The sequence below is a fragment of the Aeromonas sp. FDAARGOS 1411 genome, assembly GCF_019047125.1.
Taxonomy (GTDB): domain Bacteria; phylum Pseudomonadota; class Gammaproteobacteria; order Enterobacterales; family Aeromonadaceae; genus Aeromonas; species Aeromonas veronii.
In genome coordinates, this window is record NZ_CP077214.1 from 1,776,406 (window position 1) to 1,792,657 (window position 16,252).

Consider the following 16,252-nt stretch of genomic DNA (forward strand, 5'->3'; position numbering starts at 1 on the left):
CCCTGTATAGTTCGCCGCATTCAGGTTTTCCATCGGCCCGATCTGCTTATCCACGGGATCGCCTTCTGCAGCGATCTAAGGCCGCATGACCTGTGCAACCATCCCTGATTACCCATGACTTTTTAAGGGGGGACAGATGATCACCGCCTACATTCTCAATAACAAGGTGCTGGACATAGTCACGCTCGGGCCTGACGACATAGTACCTGACAACACGGTCTGGCTTGATGCCTACAAGCCGGACACGGCAGAGCGAGAATGGTTGACGGGCCTGTTCCTGGAAGAGGTCCCCGACAAGGAAGAGCTCGACGACATCGAAGCATCCGCCCGTTTTTACTGGGATACCGATGGTCTACACATTCACTCCCTGTTTCCCCAGCGGATCGGTCGTGACACCAAGGGTGTCCACGTCTCCTTTACCCTGCGCAACAACCTGCTGATCAGCATTCGCGAAGATGACATCGGGCTGGTGCGCCTGCTGCGCCACTATATGCGCCAGGATCGGCTGGAGGTGGAGGATGCCCTCGACATCCTGCTGGAGGTGCAGAACCTCAAGGTGGAGTACCTCTCCGACCTTATCGAAGATGGTTACAAGACCTTGGAAAACACCGCCGATCAGATCTTCGAGCCGGATCAGATCAACCCCATGTTGAAAGAGTTGATGGCACAGGAAGAGGCCAACGGCCAGATCCGTCTCTCTCTGCACGATACCCGCCGCGCCCTGCGTTTCCTCAAACGCAGCCTGCGCCAGCGCATGAGCCTTGAACAGAACAAGTGGATCGACGAGATGCTGCACGACGTGGAATCCCTGTTGCCCCACACCCAGTTCCTGTTCGACAAGATCAACTTCCAGCTGGAGGCCTCCATGGGGGTGACCAATCTGGAGCAGAACAAGGTGATCAAGATCTTCTCGGTAGCCGCCGTGATCTTCCTGCCGCCGACCCTGATCGCCAGTATCTACGGCATGAACTTCGGCCGCATGCCGGAGCTCGCCTGGGAGTATGGTTATCCCATGTCACTGGTACTGATGGTGATGTCATCGCTCGGCACCGGCCTCTTCTTCAAGCGCAAAGGCTGGCTGTAACGCCGCCGACGCGCACTGCGATATCTGAAGAAACGGATTGGGGGGCATGGCCCCCCGATTAATTTGCGCCCCGCCCAACGCCTTGCAAAGGACGCTTCGTCGCCCCATATCCCCTTCATCACTCAATTCAAGTGGATAACGGGCAACCATGACCCTCTACCCCGAACACCGATATGACGACCACGGCCAGTTGCGCCCGCCCCTCTGGTTCTGGCCCATCGCCCTGTTGCTGACCCGCTCGGTCTGGCTCTTTTTGATGGCAGGGGTCACCCGCGAGAGCGGCAGCGAGATCCTGACCCTCTTCTATCCGGACAAGATCACCCTCTACATCAGCCTGCTGACCGACGTGCCCGCCATGCTGGCGTTGCTCGCCTGCGGCGGCACCTATCAGCAGACCCAGAGCATTCGCGCCAGACTCCGGCGCCACAGCCCGCTGCTGCTACTCTGCTCTGCCGTCAGCGGCCTGCTGATGCAGTTGCACAGCCTCAATCTGCAGAAGTGGTCATTCAGCTGGCCCACCGCACTGGTGCTGGTCGCCAGCCTCTGGGCGCTCTGGTATCTGCTGCGCAGTCGCCAGCTACGGGAATATGCCGCAGATCAGCCCCACTGACGGGGCTGACACCTATTGACGAGTGACCCGGATCTGCAGGGTCTGGCGCTCGCTCTGGCTGCCTCGCCCGCCCTGTAGCTGGGTGCCGAGGCTGCTTCCCTGATCTGCCGAGCTGGTCGAGAGCTCCCCCACCGTCAGCCACTGGCCCGGGGCCCCGCTCACCTCGGTGGCACTCTGCCCACGATTGATGGTGCCCTGATCCAGCCTCGCCTGTTCGCTGCTCAGCGCAATCTGCACCCGATCGCCAATCAAGGTGGCCGTGGCATAGAGGCCGTTCACCAGCGGCATCATCCCCACCACGGCTCCCCCATTCCACTGATAGAAGGTGACCGGTTGATAGGAGCCCATCTGCAGCAGCACGGGACGGCCAGACAGCCCGCGCACCTGCCAGCTGTCGTTTTGGCTGCGCTGGTACTGCTGGGCGTTGCCATCGACCAGCCACTGCCGCTTGGCCTCGTCGCGACTGATTGAGCCCCCCAGTTGCTGACCGCTGGCGGCACCATCGACCCGCCACTCGATAAGCAGGCTTTGCGGTGGCTGGTTGATCTGTGCCAGCGTGGCTTCGGCCTCCTGCAGCTGGGCTGGCGTACCGCTCAGCACCAGCTGATTACCCATGGCGCTGACCCCAAGCTGGGGATAGATCTCCTTGAGGGTCTGCACCGCCGCCTGCGCCTCGAAGACCGAGATCACTTTCACCTCGGCCCACAGCGATGGGCTCCAGAGTCCCATCATGCAGCCAAGCCACAGCAGCGCCCTGCGGCCAACCTTGCCCATCCGAACCATTACGCTCTCCTCGTTCTCTGTGCTCTTCTCTCTGCTTAAGGCGTAGACCCATGCCCGCAGCAAACAGCTCAGCCCTATTCCGCTCACTCGTCGATGATGAACCCGGCGGTTGCCAAAAAACAATCGGGAATGCAGCAACTCCGTGATTTCCCACGGTATGAGGCTCTCATTCCACGCCCGTTATCGCGTAAGATAGCGCCATCATAGTTGCCCAAGCGGAATCCATCATGTTGAAACAGTTGTTGTTACTCCCCCTCGCCCTGCTGCTGGGAGCCTGCTCCTTGACCCAGTACAACGTCAGCGAGGCCGAAATCAACCAGTACCTCAAAGATCAGGTCTCTTTTGAAAAACAGCTGGGGATCCCCGGCATCATGTCGAGCAAGATCCGTCTGGATGAGATGCAGAGCCGTATCGGCCGCAAACAAGCAGATCGCATCGAGCTGGATGCCGCTGGCGACCTGCAGGTGAGCAGCCCCCTTGGCAGCCAGCAGATGAAGATCCGCTTTGCTTTGAGCGCCCGTCCGGACTATGTGGCCGATCAAGGCGCCATCTATCTGCGCGACCTTGAGCTTGTCTCGGTCAAGACCGAGCCGGCCGATATCGGGGCCGCCCTCACCCCGCTGCTGCCCACCTTCAATCAGTCGCTCTCCCTGTTCCTGTCACAGACCCCGGTCTATCGCCTCGACAGCAGCCGCAAGAACGAAGCCAGGATCAAGGAGAAGGTCGAAGCCCTCAAGGTAGAGCCGGGCCGTCTGGTCATCCCGTTCAAGCTGCTCTGATCGCCGTTGCACCGGCACTTTCAGCGCAATAAACAGATAACCGTCCTCTTCGACAGCGCACATCCGGTTCAACGTGCAGCCGAATGGGGCGGTTTTTTACTTCTCAAGTCCCCGCCAACACAGCATAATGCAGACCATTCTCATTTAGATTCGTCATGAGAAGCGTCAATAATAAAACCAATGGTGAGAAGGGACATGAGAAAAACCGTACTGGTTCAGGCGATCGCCTGCGCACTGATCAGCGGCGCCGCACACGCTGCCGTCAAGGTCGAAGACAAGACATTCAATACCGCCGCCAACATGCTGGCCTATACCGAATTCGAGCTCTCCGGTGAGCCGCTGGCCGAAGCGCTGGGGCTGGATCTGGATGTGCTGGATGCCAACCGTGCCGATGAGCCGACCCCGTTCGACTTCGCCGCCGGCATCGAATCCTACGAATACTCCGAAGAGGCCATGTACGCCCTCAACTACCAATCCGGCATGGGCCCGCATCTGGTGAACGGGCCGCAAAACCTGGCCCGTGGTGGCACCATGGCCTCTCTGGGGCAACGGGTGCTGGACATGGCCGACGCCGTTGGCTTCCCGGCTGATGAAGTGCCGCAGGGCATGTATCCCCTCTCCCTGCCCTACGCTTCCGCCAATCCGGAGTTTGCCCAGGCCGTCAACGCCACCCCGGTCAATGGCGACCAGATCACCATCAAGACCGCCAAAGGGACCGAGAAAACCGTCAAGACCCAGGTACCCGCCTACTTCCGTGACTACAGCACCCTGCGCTGGAGCGGCAGCGACAACCTGCTGGTGCCCGCAGCGGTGGGCGGCATCCTGCTCAAAGAGGTGATGTGGTCCCAGGACTTCCTCGGCGGCATGCACGTAGCCGAAACCGATGAAGAGGTAGAAGCCGCCTCCGCCACCATGGATCAGGATGGCAAGCACAAGCTGGGCGTCTCTGCCGCCGATGGCTTCAACGGCATGATGCTGACCGAGCAATCCATCGACAAGCTGGCCATCATGCAGAACCAGCTTGGCTTCGATGGCAAGCAACTGGGTGCCAAGATTACCCCGCAGTACGATCCGGCCAAGGGCGTGATTTACTTCCCCCATCAGGTGAAAGTGACCGAAACCAGCAGCAACGATGCCGGTGCCATCGGCAAGCTGGAAGTGATGGATGGCTCCGCCCAGTTGCGCGATGCCTGGATGATGCTGTGGCCGCTCTCCGAGTTCTATGCCTTCAGCGATCAGCGCAGCGCCAACACCAACCAGAACCCGGCCTTCCACGCCGTGTTTGACGGTGCGCCGTTTGCCGCCGCACCGGCTGCCAACAAGACCAATGACCTGGGCAAAGCGGTCGCGGGCAGCGATGCCTTCTCGCTGGCGATAAATCTCTCCAACCTCACCTTCAAGAACCTGGCAGCCCTGCACTTTGATACCAAGGCTGGCACCCTGGTCGACAGCTGGCAGGCAGGCAAACAGGGCAAGCACGTCACCACCTTTGACGCCGCTTACGCACTGGTCGCCCTGCAGATATTCCAGCGCGCTCAGGACGCGCTGCCGGTCGGTTACGCCGCCGGTGACAATGGCGAGCTGAACCTCAAGACCAAGCAGGGTCAGCAAGCGCTTGAGCTTATCCGCAAGCAGGCCGATTTCATCCTTGCCAACCTCAAGGGCAAAAATGGTCTGGTGCATGATGGCATCACCCTGGGTGGCAAACTCGATGCCGGCCACTCCATCGATGCGCAGTTCGCCGCCATCCGTGGTCTGACGGCTGCGTTCCTCGCCACCTCCGATGCCAAGTACCGCACTGCCGCCCGCGAGCTGTTTATCGCTGCCGACAAGGCCTACTTCAATGACAAGGCGGGCACCTGGCTGGCGGGTAAACAGGGTGAATACACTCCCTGGACCCAGGCTGCCATCTCCGGCGCCCTGCGCTCTGCCATGCTGAACCTGCGCAACGAAGGGGCCGAGAAGGCGCCCGAGCTGGAGCTGGCAAAGCTGACCGGTCAGTACGTCAGCTGGTTCCGTGGCACCGTCAACGGTGGCATGCAGATGGCCGAGTGGATTGGTGACTCCGGCGAGAACATCATCGAAGGTGCCGGCAGCGACACCGATGAAGATGGCGTACCGCAAGTGACCGCCGCCGGTGGCAAGCACGGCACCGCCATGGTGATGGCCGCCAAAGCGGTGGTTAGCGAATAATCCTCGCCATTCACCAGCATGAAAAAGGGAGCCAACTTGGCTCCCTTTGCATTACAGCGTCTGACACAGTTTCAAGGACTTTCCTCAAACCAGCTTGTCCAGCATCTCCTTGGTCACCAGCACAATCCCCTGCTCGGAGCGGTAGAAGCGGCGGCTATCCTCATCGGCATTCTCGCCCACCACCAGCCCATCGGGCAGCACACATCCCTTGTCCACCACCACCCGGCGCAGACGGCAACCGGCGCCGATCTCGACCCCGGGGAAAATAATGGCCTGATCCAGGGTGCAGAAGGAGTGCACCCGCACATTGGTAAAGAGCACCGAGTTGAGCACAAACGACCCGCTGACGATGGTACCGCCCGAGAACATGGAGTTGATGGTCATGCCGTGCTGGCCATTGCGGTCCTGCACAAACTTGGCCGGTGGCGTCAGGGTCTGGCTGGTCCAGATGGGCCAGTTCTGATCGTAGATGTCGAGCTCGGGCAGCACGGAGGCGAGATCCATGTTCGCTTCCCAGAAGGAGTCCAGCGTACCCACGTCACGCCAATAGGGCTTTTGCCCCTCGCGCGCCCCGACACAGGACATGTTGAAGGGGTGAGCAAATGCCATCCCCTCCTCCACGATGCGGGGGATCACGTCCATCCCGAAGTCGTGTTTGGAGTCCTGATTGTGAATGTCCTCCTCCAGCAGTTGGTAGAGGTACTCCGCCTCGAAGATATAGATCCCCATGGAGGCCAGCGAGCGATCTTCGCAACCTGGCATGGCGGGCGGATTGGCCGGTTTTTCGACGAAGGCGCGGATCTTGCGCTGCTCGTCGATATCCATGATCCCGAAGGCGGATGCCTCGGCCCGCGGCACCTCGATACAAGCCACAGTCACCTTGGCGCCAAGGCGCACATGGTCGAGCAGCATGGCAGCGTAATCCATCTTGTAGATATGATCCCCCGCCAGCACCACCAGGTATTTGGGGCCGTAGTCGCGGATGATATCGACGTTCTGGTAGATGGCATCGGCGGTGCCGCGATACCAGTGCACCTCGTCCACCCGTTGCTGGGCAGGGAGCAGGTCGATGAATTCGTTCATCTGGTAACGCAGGAAGGACCAGCCCGATTGCAAGTGACGCAGCAGACTGTGAGATTTGTATTGGGTGACTACACCAACGCGGCGGATCCCCGAGTTGATACAGTTGGAGAGCACAAAATCAATGATCCGGAATTTGCCACCGAAATGGACGGCAGGCTTGGCGCGGTTGTCAGTCAACTGCTTCAGGCGACTACCACGTCCACCCGCCAGCACCAGTGCCATACTCTGGTTCAATAATTGTCGTGCTTTGGCACTATTTTCGGGCTCTAACAACATGATTTACCTCTGCCTTGTTTGATCTATTTTCAACTCATCTTCGCCTGTTTCGGCACCTGTGAAAGTGGTTTCACTCACATTTAACCGATCTCAATTGACCCTTTTCACCGAGTTGCGAGGAATAGCATGCTTTGCTCCGCCAGCTTGGTTAAAATTCCCCCACAAAGCAGCCACTTCAAGGATGACAAGATGGTTCACAAGCTCGGACGTACCCTCTTTCTGATCGCCACCATAGTGACCATACCCCTGCTGCTCCTGCAAGCAGTTTGGTTGGCCCTTCAGAGCACACCGCTCACTTTGACCATTATTCTGGCCACCACACTGCTTGGCATGATCCTGCTGTTGATGCTGGCCATCCGCACCATGGATGGCATGCTCCAGCATCAGGAGCTCACCTGGGTCAAGGCGATCAGGGGGCGGGATCCCTCACAACTCGATGAACCCGCCTCCCGGGAGGTGCTGCAACAGCTGCTGGAACAGTTCGAAAGCGCCGAGCAGAGCGCTCATCGCCAGCTGACCGAGCTCAGCAACCTGGCCACCACCGACGAGCTGACCCAGCTACTCAACCGCCACGCGTTTCGCCGCGACATGACCGAGTTGCTGCAGCGGGATCAGGACACCCAGACCGCGACCCTGGTGCTGATCCGTGCCACCGAGCTTGGCAAGATCAACGCCCAGCGCGGCTTCCAGTCTGGCGATGCCTACATCAAGGACATGGCCGCCCTTATCAAGCGGGTGGTAAGCCGCTTCCCGGGAAATCAGGTCTACCGCATTTCGGGGGCTGATTTCGCCGTGCTGGTGCAACCGGTGGCCAATATTCCCCCCCATCTGCTGGGGCAGGATTTAAAGGTGGCCTTCGATCACTATCAGGATCAGCACGAGCTGGAGAGCACCGGTTACTCGGGGCTGACCAAGCTCAGCAGCGGCCAGAAAATCGAAGCTGTGCTGGCCAGAGCTGATCTGGCGCTGGCTCGCGCTCAGACCGAAACCATCAACGGCTGGGCCATCCAGCAGGATGACAGCGCCTCCGATCTGCAGGGGCAACACCACTGGCGCGATGTGCTGACAGAAGTGCTGGCGCAGGAGCGGCTCAGCTTTACCTACCAGCCGATCCAGCCCCTGCACCGCAGCATGCTGGCTTACAACGAGATCTACACCCGCTTCAGCGGCAATGATGGCACTGCCCTGCCCACCGACACCCTGTTTGCCATGGCCCAGCGGCTGGATATGGTGATGCGGCTGGAGCAGCTGGTCATTACCCACATCATGCGTCAGTACCGGGCCTTTGGTGCCAACCAGAGTCGCTGGGGGATCAACCTCTCCCCCAACCTGCTGCAAAACAGCGCCTTCCTGATCTGGCTTGACCGCCAGCTGCTCAAAGATCCCAATACCAGCGCCAATCTGGTGTTCGAACTGGATGAAGAGCATCTGGAGCGCAACCTGACAGGCGCCAAGCGGGTGTTTGAACTGCTGCGCCGCAACGGCAGTCGCTCGGCGATCGCCAATTTCGGCAAGGGGATCGGTTCCTTTACCCTGTTTCGCGAGCTCAAGCCCGACTACATCAAGCTCGATCCTGCCCTGATCACCGGGCTGGAGCAGGATCAGACCAACCAGCAGTTCGTGCGGATGATCGTCGATGTATCACATCGGATGGGGTGTCAGGTGATTGCAGAGGGGGTGGAACAGCTTGGCCAGAAACAACTGCTGCAGGGGATGTACGTGGATGGGTTGCAGGGTTATCTGATCGCCCGGCCGCAACCGCTGCGACCGGATATCAGCCAGCTGGGGCTCTTTACTGAGGATGCTTCAGCTTCAAAAGGGTCAGAATGATGTCATTGAGCTGGCGATAGCGCTCCAGCTCTTTCTGATCGTAACGGGTCGCCAGCGTGGTGGGGTTGTGGCGGTTCTTGAGGTAACGGTTGATTTGCAGGCGATTGAACCCCGCCACCTGATAGACCTGGCCAAGCAGGCTATTGAGTTCATCGTGCTCCAGACCGGCTCTGGCCAGATAGTCCCCATCGGCGGGACTCTCGGTCTGGTGACTCCACTTGCCAATGCGACCACTCTCTTGCAGGTAGCTGAGCCACTGCTCGATATAGAGCGGTTTGCATCCCGCCAACAGATTGAAAAAGCCCACCGCGTCGCAACGACAACCGCTCAGAAGCACGACCGCCAGCTGATCATCATCGCACTGGAAGGTCACTGGTCCGGCTTGTGCCCAATCCAGCGCCTGCACCCGAATGCTGGCCTTCTCACCCGCAGCTCCCGTTACGTCGAATACAAACATGGCGCTCCTCCCTTGGCAAAAGATTGATGATGGACCATCCCCCTGACAGGTGCAAAGGCAAATCGGCCTTTAACTCATCAATCGGGCCATTCGACCATAAAAAAGACCGGCACCCTCACGGGTGCCGGTCTTTGTCCTGATGGCCTGTACGTTCAGGCCATCAATGGAGGCGCTTTCAGGCGTCCAGTTCAACCAGTGCCTTGGCCAGCTCGATGGGTTCGAGCTCCTGACCTTCCAGATCGGCGTTCCAGTTCGGGCCGACCAGTACATCGTCTTCATCCAGATCGTTGATCCAGATATCGAGAAACTCTTCCAGATCGATCACTTCCGGCTCGTAATCGGCCCACTCGTCGACGCAGTGCAGACGGGCGTCCTCTTCGGCAGACCAGAGCGGCATCACGTCGGCATCTTCAAATTCGGCGGAGCGGCAGACGACCCAGTCTTCCCCATAGCGCAGACCCCACACCTGACCCGACTCGCGGACTTGTTCGATAAACAGTTGGAAATTGGCGTCAAGGTTGTCGTTAAGCATGCTCATGGGATTCTCTCTTTCTTTCGGGTGCTGCGGCATTGTCGGGCGACAATACGATGGCCAAATGGTGTCGTAAAAGTGACATGGACTCAAGCATATTGGGGTTATTCTGGGAAAAAAGCCGGGATAACCCATATTTGCCTGCAAAAATGCCTCCCGATGGAGGCGTCTTGCAGATTCAGGAGATCAACGCTCCCAGTAAACCTCTTCCAGGCTGTCCTCTTTCTCCGGCAAACCGCGGGAGAGACGTGGGCTGCTCTGGGCCAACACCTCGTAGCTGACGCGGTTGGCATATTTGCACACCTGGGCCAGTGAGGAGTAAGTCAGGAACTCGGAGATGTGCTTGGCGGAGTTGGGCACATTCATCCGGTGATAAGAGTTGGCCACCATGTCGTGCAGCACGGCGGAAAGGGCGCCATCCCCTGCCCCGTTGGTGTTCTTGATCTTCTCCGGGCCACCCATATACGGGGAGATGTGGGAGTAGATACGGGCCGGTTTGCGGCACTTGGCACGGGCCATCGGGCGGCTGAACTCATACATGTTGAACTCGGGGATAACGCCCGGCAACAGGGTATGAGTGGTCTCGCGCTTGTAGTCCTCGTCGGTGTAGCTCGCCATGTAGAGACCAATGGGGCCAGCAGTACAGAGCACCATGTCGGCCCAGTCGAGCGCCTTGTCGGCCGCACCCAGCGGATCAGCGATACCGGTCAGGGCTTCACCTTCGTCTTCGTTCATGGCCAGCACGGTCACGTTCTCGGCAATGAAGTCGCGCCACCACTGGGGGTTTTCGTCGATGACGAAACGGGTGCCCAGGGTCAGCACCACGGGAATACCGGCCTCGCGGGCATAACGCACCGCGGTCATGGCCGCCTCTTTCATCGGATCACCATCGTCACCACGCACCAGATAGGCGGTGATCACCAGGGCAGACGCCCCTTTGATCACATCCTCCGGAATGTGCTGCACATCCAGCTGGTTCATCTTGCCGGCGTTGATGCCGAAGCTGCGCTCGCCGCACTCGGTGATGAAGGTGAAGCAACGGCCGATGGGGCCATCCACCGGCTGCAGATAGTCCAGATTGACACGGGAAGAGGTGTTGCACAGATAACGGTAGGCGTAGCAGCCGATGCGAATATCCTGACTCATCACACCCAGCAGGATGGAGTGGGAGTCGGCCAGTACCGAGTAGTTGTGTACCGTGTTGCCAATGGTGCCACCGGCAAACTCGCTCACTACCATGTTGTTGGCCTTGAGCTCGTCATAAATGCGCTCTGCCACGTCGTCGTTGATGACGACGGAGTGCCCCTTGCTCAGACCATAACGGGTCAGAAAGTCTTCATCCACATGGGCTTCGATATCAACCAGGGTCTGATCAATCCCGACGACGTAGGCTTTGCCCAGCTCGGTTAACAGGGGATTTTGCGGAACCAGGGGATCGCGTCTGTCGACAGGGAAGTAGTGTTTGGACTTGCGCTGACCGGGAAATTTCATGGCAATGTTCTGTGCTCTGGGGGAAAGAGGGGCGGGATTTTAACACAATCCGCCGCCCCGAAAAGTCGCCCTGTTTAAATAATGGAGTCAGTATAGACAAGGCTTGCAAGGAAAAACGTTTGCCTTTTCACCATAAAAAAACCACCCTGCCCGGGGTGGTTCCATAGCATAAAAAAGCGCCAGTTTTCAGGCGGCCGCCATGCCCTGCAACAGGGCCAGTACCGAAAAGAGGCCGAGGGCGAGCCAGAACAGCAAGGTGCCCAGAAAACGGGGCACATTGGGGGCTTTGGGGATCTGGATGCCGATGGCATGCAGGATGCGGCCGACCAGCAGCATGGCGCCACCGGCATGCAGCCAGAGCGCACCGGCACCGGAGAGCTCGCACAGCGCCATCAACAGCAGGGTCAACGGCACATACTCGGCAAAATTGCCGTGGGCCCGGATCGCCGCCAGCAGCTCGGGGGCCTCCCCCTGCCCTATCATCACCCCGAACTGGGCACGACGTCTGACCACCCAGAAAGATAGCCCCAAAAACAGCAGCCCCAGCAGGCCTGCGTATATAAGCGTGATATGTACCATGACTCGACTCCTTGTTTTACTGACTGCCGGTCACTCATGCCAATTCGCGGCAGATGAGCGAGACCATCATCCTGATGTGGGCCTGATCGCTGTTGAGGGCCGGAATATATTCAAACCGCTCGCCACCGGCCTCCATGAAGATCTCCCGATTCTGTACCTGAATTTCCTCGAGGGTTTCGAGGCAGTCGGCGGCAAAGGCGGGGCAAATCACATCGAGCCGCTTGATACCCGCAGCTGGCATACCGGCGATGGTCACGTCGGTGTAGGGCTTGAGCCACTCCTCCTTGCCAAAGCGGGACTGGAAGCTTGCCGTCCACTGCCCGGCTTCCAGCCCGAGCGCCTCAGCCAGCAGAGTGGCGGTGTGGCGACACTGATGACCATAGGGGTCCCCTTCGTTCTCGTAGCGCTCGGGAATACCGTGGAACGACATCAGCAGGTGATCACCCTGACCGTGCAGCTCCCAGTGACGGCGCACGCTCATGGCCAGCGCCTGTATATATTCGGGATGGGCGTGATAATCACGAATGAGCCGTACCACCGGCAGATTGCGTTCTCTCTTCATCGCCTTGCTCCAGGCATCGAAGACCGAGGCGGTGGTACTGACCGAATATTGCGGATAGAGCGGCAACAGGATCACCCGGTTGACCCCTTTGGCCTTGAGCGCCTGCCAGCCATCATTCACTGACGGGGAACCATAGGTCATCGCCAGCTCTACCGGCACCTCGACCCCCTCCCGCTTGAGCTCCTGCTCCAGTGCGGCGCGCTGCTGCTTGCTTATCACCATCAGCGGCGAGCCCTGCTCGGTCCACACCTGCTGATAGAGCTTGGCCACTTTGGGCGAGCGCGTCGGCAAGATGATGAAGTGGAGCAGCGGGCACCAGAGGTAACGGGGCAGGTCCACCACACGGGGATCGTGCAGGAACTGGCTGAGGAACGCTTTGACGGCAGCGGTGGTCGGTGCGGCTGGGGTACCCAGATTGACCAGCAATATTCCGGTTTTCGTGGTCACGTTGGCTTCCTGTCTATCTGTCATTATGCAAAAAGGGCCCGACAGGGCCCTTCTCTTTATTTATCTGATGGCACGGGAAACAGTGCCGACAGCAAAGATCAGCCCAGAATGGTGGCAAGCTGCTTGCTGACCAGATCAACCGGCTGGGTGCCGTCGATCTTGACGTAACGGGTGTGGCCCGCTTCCGCCTCTTTGCCGTAGAAACCGATCAGCGGCGCGGTCTGCTGATGATATACATCCAGACGCTTGCGTACTGTGGTCTCTTCGTCGTCGGCGCGGATCACCAGATCTTCACCGGTCACGTCATCCTTGCCTTCCACTTTCGGCGGGTTGAACACCACGTGGTAGGTACGGCCGGAGCCGGAGTGAACGCGACGGCCGCTCATACGCTTGACGATCTCCTCGTCCGGCACATCGAACTCCAGCACGAAATCAACCACGACACCGGCGTCCTTCATGGCTTGCGCCTGGGGAATGGTGCGCGGGAAACCGTCCAACAGGAAGCCTTTGGCGCAGTCCGGCTGAGCGATGCGCTCTTTGACCAGACCGATGATGATGTCGTCAGAGACCAGCTGACCTGCGTCCATCACAGCTTTGGCTTTCAGACCGAGCTCGGTGCCCGCCTTGATCGCCGCACGCAGCATATCGCCGGTGGAGATCTGGGGAATACCGTGTTTTTCCATGATGAACTGAGCCTGGGTACCTTTGCCGGCGCCCGGAGCCCCCAACAGAACAATGCGCATACACGCTCCTATTGATTGGTTATTCAAATCTTGCGAAGGCAAAAAAGTACACGGTTTCGCCCGTTTCTACAAGGGTGAGCCACCTGAATGAGCACTTTATCACCACAATAACCGGCTGATCGAACAGGATTTCATCGCAAGGGGAAGACGCAAAAATAGCCAGGGATTCAGCATAGAGCGCCAAAAGCAGGAAGGAGGTACGACAGAAAAAAAGATCCCGGCTCAGGGCCGGGAATTGCGCTCAAAAGTAACTACTTGTCGCTCGTAGTAGGAACAGGGCAATAGTAGTTTGCCCCCTGTGCGTCAACAACTGTCAGATGTGACAGGCAGGCCGCTATGGAACCGGAACTGCGGATCCGGTGAGCAGATTAGCTCGGCTTCGAGCTTGCCAAAGAAGGCCACCCGCTCGCTGATATCCTCCCCTGCATACTGTTCAGCCAGGCTCAGGTAATCCTGATAGTGGCGCGCCTCAGAGCGCAGCAAAGAGACATAGAAGCGACTCAGCTCTTCGTCCAGATGGGGCGCCAGCTTGGCAAAGCGCTCGCAGGAGCGGGCCTCGATATAGGCGCCGATGATCATCTTGTCGACTATGGTGGCCGGCTCATGGGTGCGCACATGCTGCATCAACTGACGGGCATAGCGGGAGGCCGTCACTGGCCCGTATTCGATGCCGCGGGCCTGCATGATCTCCAGCACCTGCTCGAAGTGATGCAGCTCCTCCTGAATGAGCCGCACCATGGGAAACAGCAGCGGATTGCGTTCCAGCTCGGCAAAGACGGTGCGATCAGACTCCCCCATGCTGCGTTTGCCCAGGATCTCGGCCTTCTCCGGAATGGCATCCAGCTCGCGATAAAACTCCAGCTTGGGCAGCAGATGGCGCTTGCCCTTGGGCAGGCAGTAGCGGCGCACCAGACTGTGGGCAGTGAGTGCGGCCTTGGTCTCGCAGTTGGCGTGATCGATGAGCAGGGTCGGTAAACGGGCCGGATCCCGCGCCATCTCTACCCACTCATCCGGGGTCTCGCACTGCAAAAACTGGCGCACTGGGGCTAGCAGATCATCCATCTGAACTCTCGTTTCTTAAAAGCGTATCGATCATATATGTTGCCGCCTATGCTAGCGGATCCCGCTGGCCATGCCCATATCCGGCAAGATAAACGGATGTTTTTCAAACAGATACCCCCTACCCCTTCTGCCGGTGCGAGGCAAAAACGACAATGGGGGCCACAGGCCCCCATCTCGCTATCCCATCTGGCAAAACCGCAAACGTTTAACTGCCTTCGTTAAAAATTTCCAGATTGCTGGTGCCTTCCTGCCATTCACGCACCGCTTTGGTGTCATCGTTGCGCAGGGCGTTGAGGTGATCCAGATAGGACTGGTCCACATCGGAGGTGACGTAGTGGCCATTGAACACCGAGGTCTCGAAGTGACGCAGATCCGGGTTGATCTCCCGCACTGCCGATTCCAAATCTTCCAGATCCTGGAAAATCAGGCCGTCAGCACCAATCAGCTTGCACACCTCTTCCACTTCACGGCCGTGAGCGATCAGCTCGTTGGCGGTGGGCATATCGATGCCGTAGACGTTGGGGAAGCGAATTTCCGGCGCCGCCGAGGCGAAGTAGACCTTGGCTGCCCCCGCTTCACGGGCCATCTGGATGATCTGCTCGGACGTGGTACCACGCACGATGGAATCATCCACCAGCAACACCTTCTTGCCCTTGAATTCAGAGCTGATGGCGTTGAGCTTGCGACGCACCGACTTCTTGCGCTGGGTCTGACCCGGCATGATGAAGGTACGGCCGATGTAGCGGTTCTTCACGAAGCCCTGACGGTATGGCAGATCCAAGGTGTGAGCGATCTCCAGCGCCACGTCACAGGAAGTCTCGGGAATGGGGATAACCACATCGACGTCGAGATCTTCCCACTCGCGGGCAATCTTCTGACCCAGCTTGCGGCCCATGATGAGGCGGGCGGCGTAGACCGAAACCTTGTCGATACACGAATCGGGACGGGCGAAATAGACATATTCGAAGATGCAGGAGCTCATCTGCGGGTTCTCCGCACACTGCTCGGAGAAGAGCTGGCCCTGCTCGGTGATGTAGATGGCTTCACCCGGCGCAATATCCCTCACCGTCTCGAAACCGATGGCGTCGAGCGCCACGCTCTCTGAGGCGAGCATGTACTCCACCTGACCCTGCTCGTCCTGACGACGACCGAGGATCAGCGGGCGAATGCCGTTGGGATCGCGAAAACCGATGAGACCATGACCAATTACCAGCGAGACCACCGCATAAGCGCCGCGGATCTGCTGATGGGTTCTGCGCACTGCGGCGAAGATATCTTCGGGGCGCAGGGCCATCTTGTCACAGCGATCCAGCTCGTGAGCCAGCACGTTCAGCAACACTTCCGAATCGGAGGTGGTGTTGATGTGACGACGGGCGACCTTGAACTGCTGCTCCTTGAGCTCCTTGGCGTTGGTGAGGTTGCCGTTATGGGCCAGCACCATGCCGTAGGGCGAGTTCACATAAAAAGGTTGGGCTTCAGCGGCACTTGAGCTACCTGCGGTGGGATATCTGACATGACCTATGCCGATGTTCCCTTGCAAACGCTGCATGTGGCGCACTTCAAACACGTCCTTCACCAGGCCATTGGCCTTGCGTTGCCGGAAGTTTCCACTATCAATGGTCACGATCCCGGCGGCATCCTGTCCCCTGTGCTGCAACACCGTCAAGGCGTCGTAGAGGGCCTGATTGACGGGGGTGGTGCCAACTATACCGACAATACCACACATGTCTTTGCTACCTCG

The 16,252-nt window shown here is 58.8% G+C and carries 15 protein-coding genes; 5 read left to right on the plus strand and 10 right to left on the minus strand.

What is annotated here, in order from left to right:
* Positions 1-136: 136 nt before the first annotated feature.
* Positions 137-1,084 carry a magnesium/cobalt transporter CorA gene (corA, locus tag I6L41_RS07800; protein WP_005337059.1) on the plus strand — a complete coding sequence of 316 codons (948 nt, stop codon included), beginning with the start codon at positions 137-139 and terminating at the stop codon, positions 1,082-1,084.
* Between the two features lie 148 nt (positions 1,085-1,232).
* A complete protein-coding gene (locus I6L41_RS07805; protein ID WP_042023947.1) occupies positions 1,233-1,694 on the plus strand; it encodes a DUF2919 domain-containing protein in 462 nt (153 codons plus the stop codon).
* A gap of 12 nt (positions 1,695-1,706) precedes the next feature.
* Here the strand turns inward: I6L41_RS07805 and I6L41_RS07810 are convergent, their stop codons facing one another.
* Entirely contained in the window at positions 1,707-2,477 is a 771-nt protein-coding gene (locus I6L41_RS07810) for a hypothetical protein (protein ID WP_216963170.1), read from the minus strand.
* A gap of 227 nt (positions 2,478-2,704) precedes the next feature.
* On the opposite strand from I6L41_RS07810, the gene I6L41_RS07815 reads away from it, so the two are divergent.
* Positions 2,705-3,256 carry a lipoprotein gene (locus tag I6L41_RS07815; protein ID WP_005337065.1) on the plus strand — a complete coding sequence of 184 codons (552 nt, stop codon included), beginning with the start codon at positions 2,705-2,707 and terminating at the stop codon, positions 3,254-3,256.
* Between the two features lie 195 nt (positions 3,257-3,451).
* Positions 3,452-5,449 carry a hypothetical protein gene (locus I6L41_RS07820; RefSeq protein ID WP_216963175.1) on the plus strand — a complete coding sequence of 666 codons (1,998 nt, stop codon included), beginning with the start codon at positions 3,452-3,454 and terminating at the stop codon, positions 5,447-5,449.
* Between the two features lie 84 nt (positions 5,450-5,533).
* On the opposite strand, the gene glgC is transcribed toward I6L41_RS07820, so the two are convergent.
* On the minus strand, positions 5,534-6,808 hold the full coding sequence (glgC, locus tag I6L41_RS07825; RefSeq protein WP_005337070.1) for a glucose-1-phosphate adenylyltransferase: 1,275 nt from the start codon (positions 6,806-6,808) through the stop codon (positions 5,534-5,536).
* Between the two features lie 189 nt (positions 6,809-6,997).
* Here glgC and I6L41_RS07830 point away from each other — a divergent pair, with 189 nt between their 5' ends.
* A complete protein-coding gene (locus I6L41_RS07830; RefSeq protein ID WP_204483313.1) occupies positions 6,998-8,638 on the plus strand; it encodes an EAL domain-containing protein in 1,641 nt (546 codons plus the stop codon).
* On the opposite strand, the gene I6L41_RS07835 is transcribed toward I6L41_RS07830, so the two are convergent.
* From I6L41_RS07835 to purF, 8 genes are all read right to left on the minus strand, one after another.
* Positions 8,601-9,095: a hypothetical protein gene (locus tag I6L41_RS07835; RefSeq protein WP_069553886.1), complete on the minus strand. Its 495-nt coding sequence runs from the start codon at positions 9,093-9,095 to the stop codon at positions 8,601-8,603. The two genes, I6L41_RS07830 and I6L41_RS07835, sit on opposite strands and share 38 nt — an antisense overlap.
* Before the next feature lie 175 nt (positions 9,096-9,270).
* On the minus strand, positions 9,271-9,633 hold the full coding sequence (locus I6L41_RS07840; RefSeq protein WP_005337077.1) for a DUF2750 domain-containing protein: 363 nt from the start codon (positions 9,631-9,633) through the stop codon (positions 9,271-9,273).
* A gap of 180 nt (positions 9,634-9,813) precedes the next feature.
* A complete protein-coding gene (locus I6L41_RS07845; RefSeq protein WP_005337079.1) occupies positions 9,814-11,118 on the minus strand; it encodes an inosine/guanosine kinase in 1,305 nt (434 codons plus the stop codon).
* Positions 11,119-11,304: 186 nt separating this feature from the next.
* Positions 11,305-11,697 (minus strand): MAPEG family protein, encoded by a 393-nt coding sequence (locus I6L41_RS07850; RefSeq protein ID WP_005346381.1) that lies wholly within the window; start codon positions 11,695-11,697, stop codon positions 11,305-11,307.
* Positions 11,698-11,731: 34 nt separating this feature from the next.
* The gene (hemH, locus tag I6L41_RS07855; protein WP_216963177.1) at positions 11,732-12,706 is read right to left on the minus strand and encodes a ferrochelatase; all 975 of its coding nucleotides are present in this window, start codon (positions 12,704-12,706) and stop codon (positions 11,732-11,734) included.
* Between the two features lie 98 nt (positions 12,707-12,804).
* On the minus strand, positions 12,805-13,449 hold the full coding sequence (gene adk, locus I6L41_RS07860; protein WP_005337083.1) for an adenylate kinase: 645 nt from the start codon (positions 13,447-13,449) through the stop codon (positions 12,805-12,807).
* Positions 13,450-13,752: 303 nt separating this feature from the next.
* Positions 13,753-14,511: a tRNA-(ms[2]io[6]A)-hydroxylase gene (gene miaE / locus I6L41_RS07865; protein WP_005346385.1), complete on the minus strand. Its 759-nt coding sequence runs from the start codon at positions 14,509-14,511 to the stop codon at positions 13,753-13,755.
* Positions 14,512-14,716: 205 nt separating this feature from the next.
* Positions 14,717-16,237: an amidophosphoribosyltransferase gene (gene purF, locus I6L41_RS07870; RefSeq protein WP_216963179.1), complete on the minus strand. Its 1,521-nt coding sequence runs from the start codon at positions 16,235-16,237 to the stop codon at positions 14,717-14,719.
* Positions 16,238-16,252: the final 15 nt, after the last annotated feature.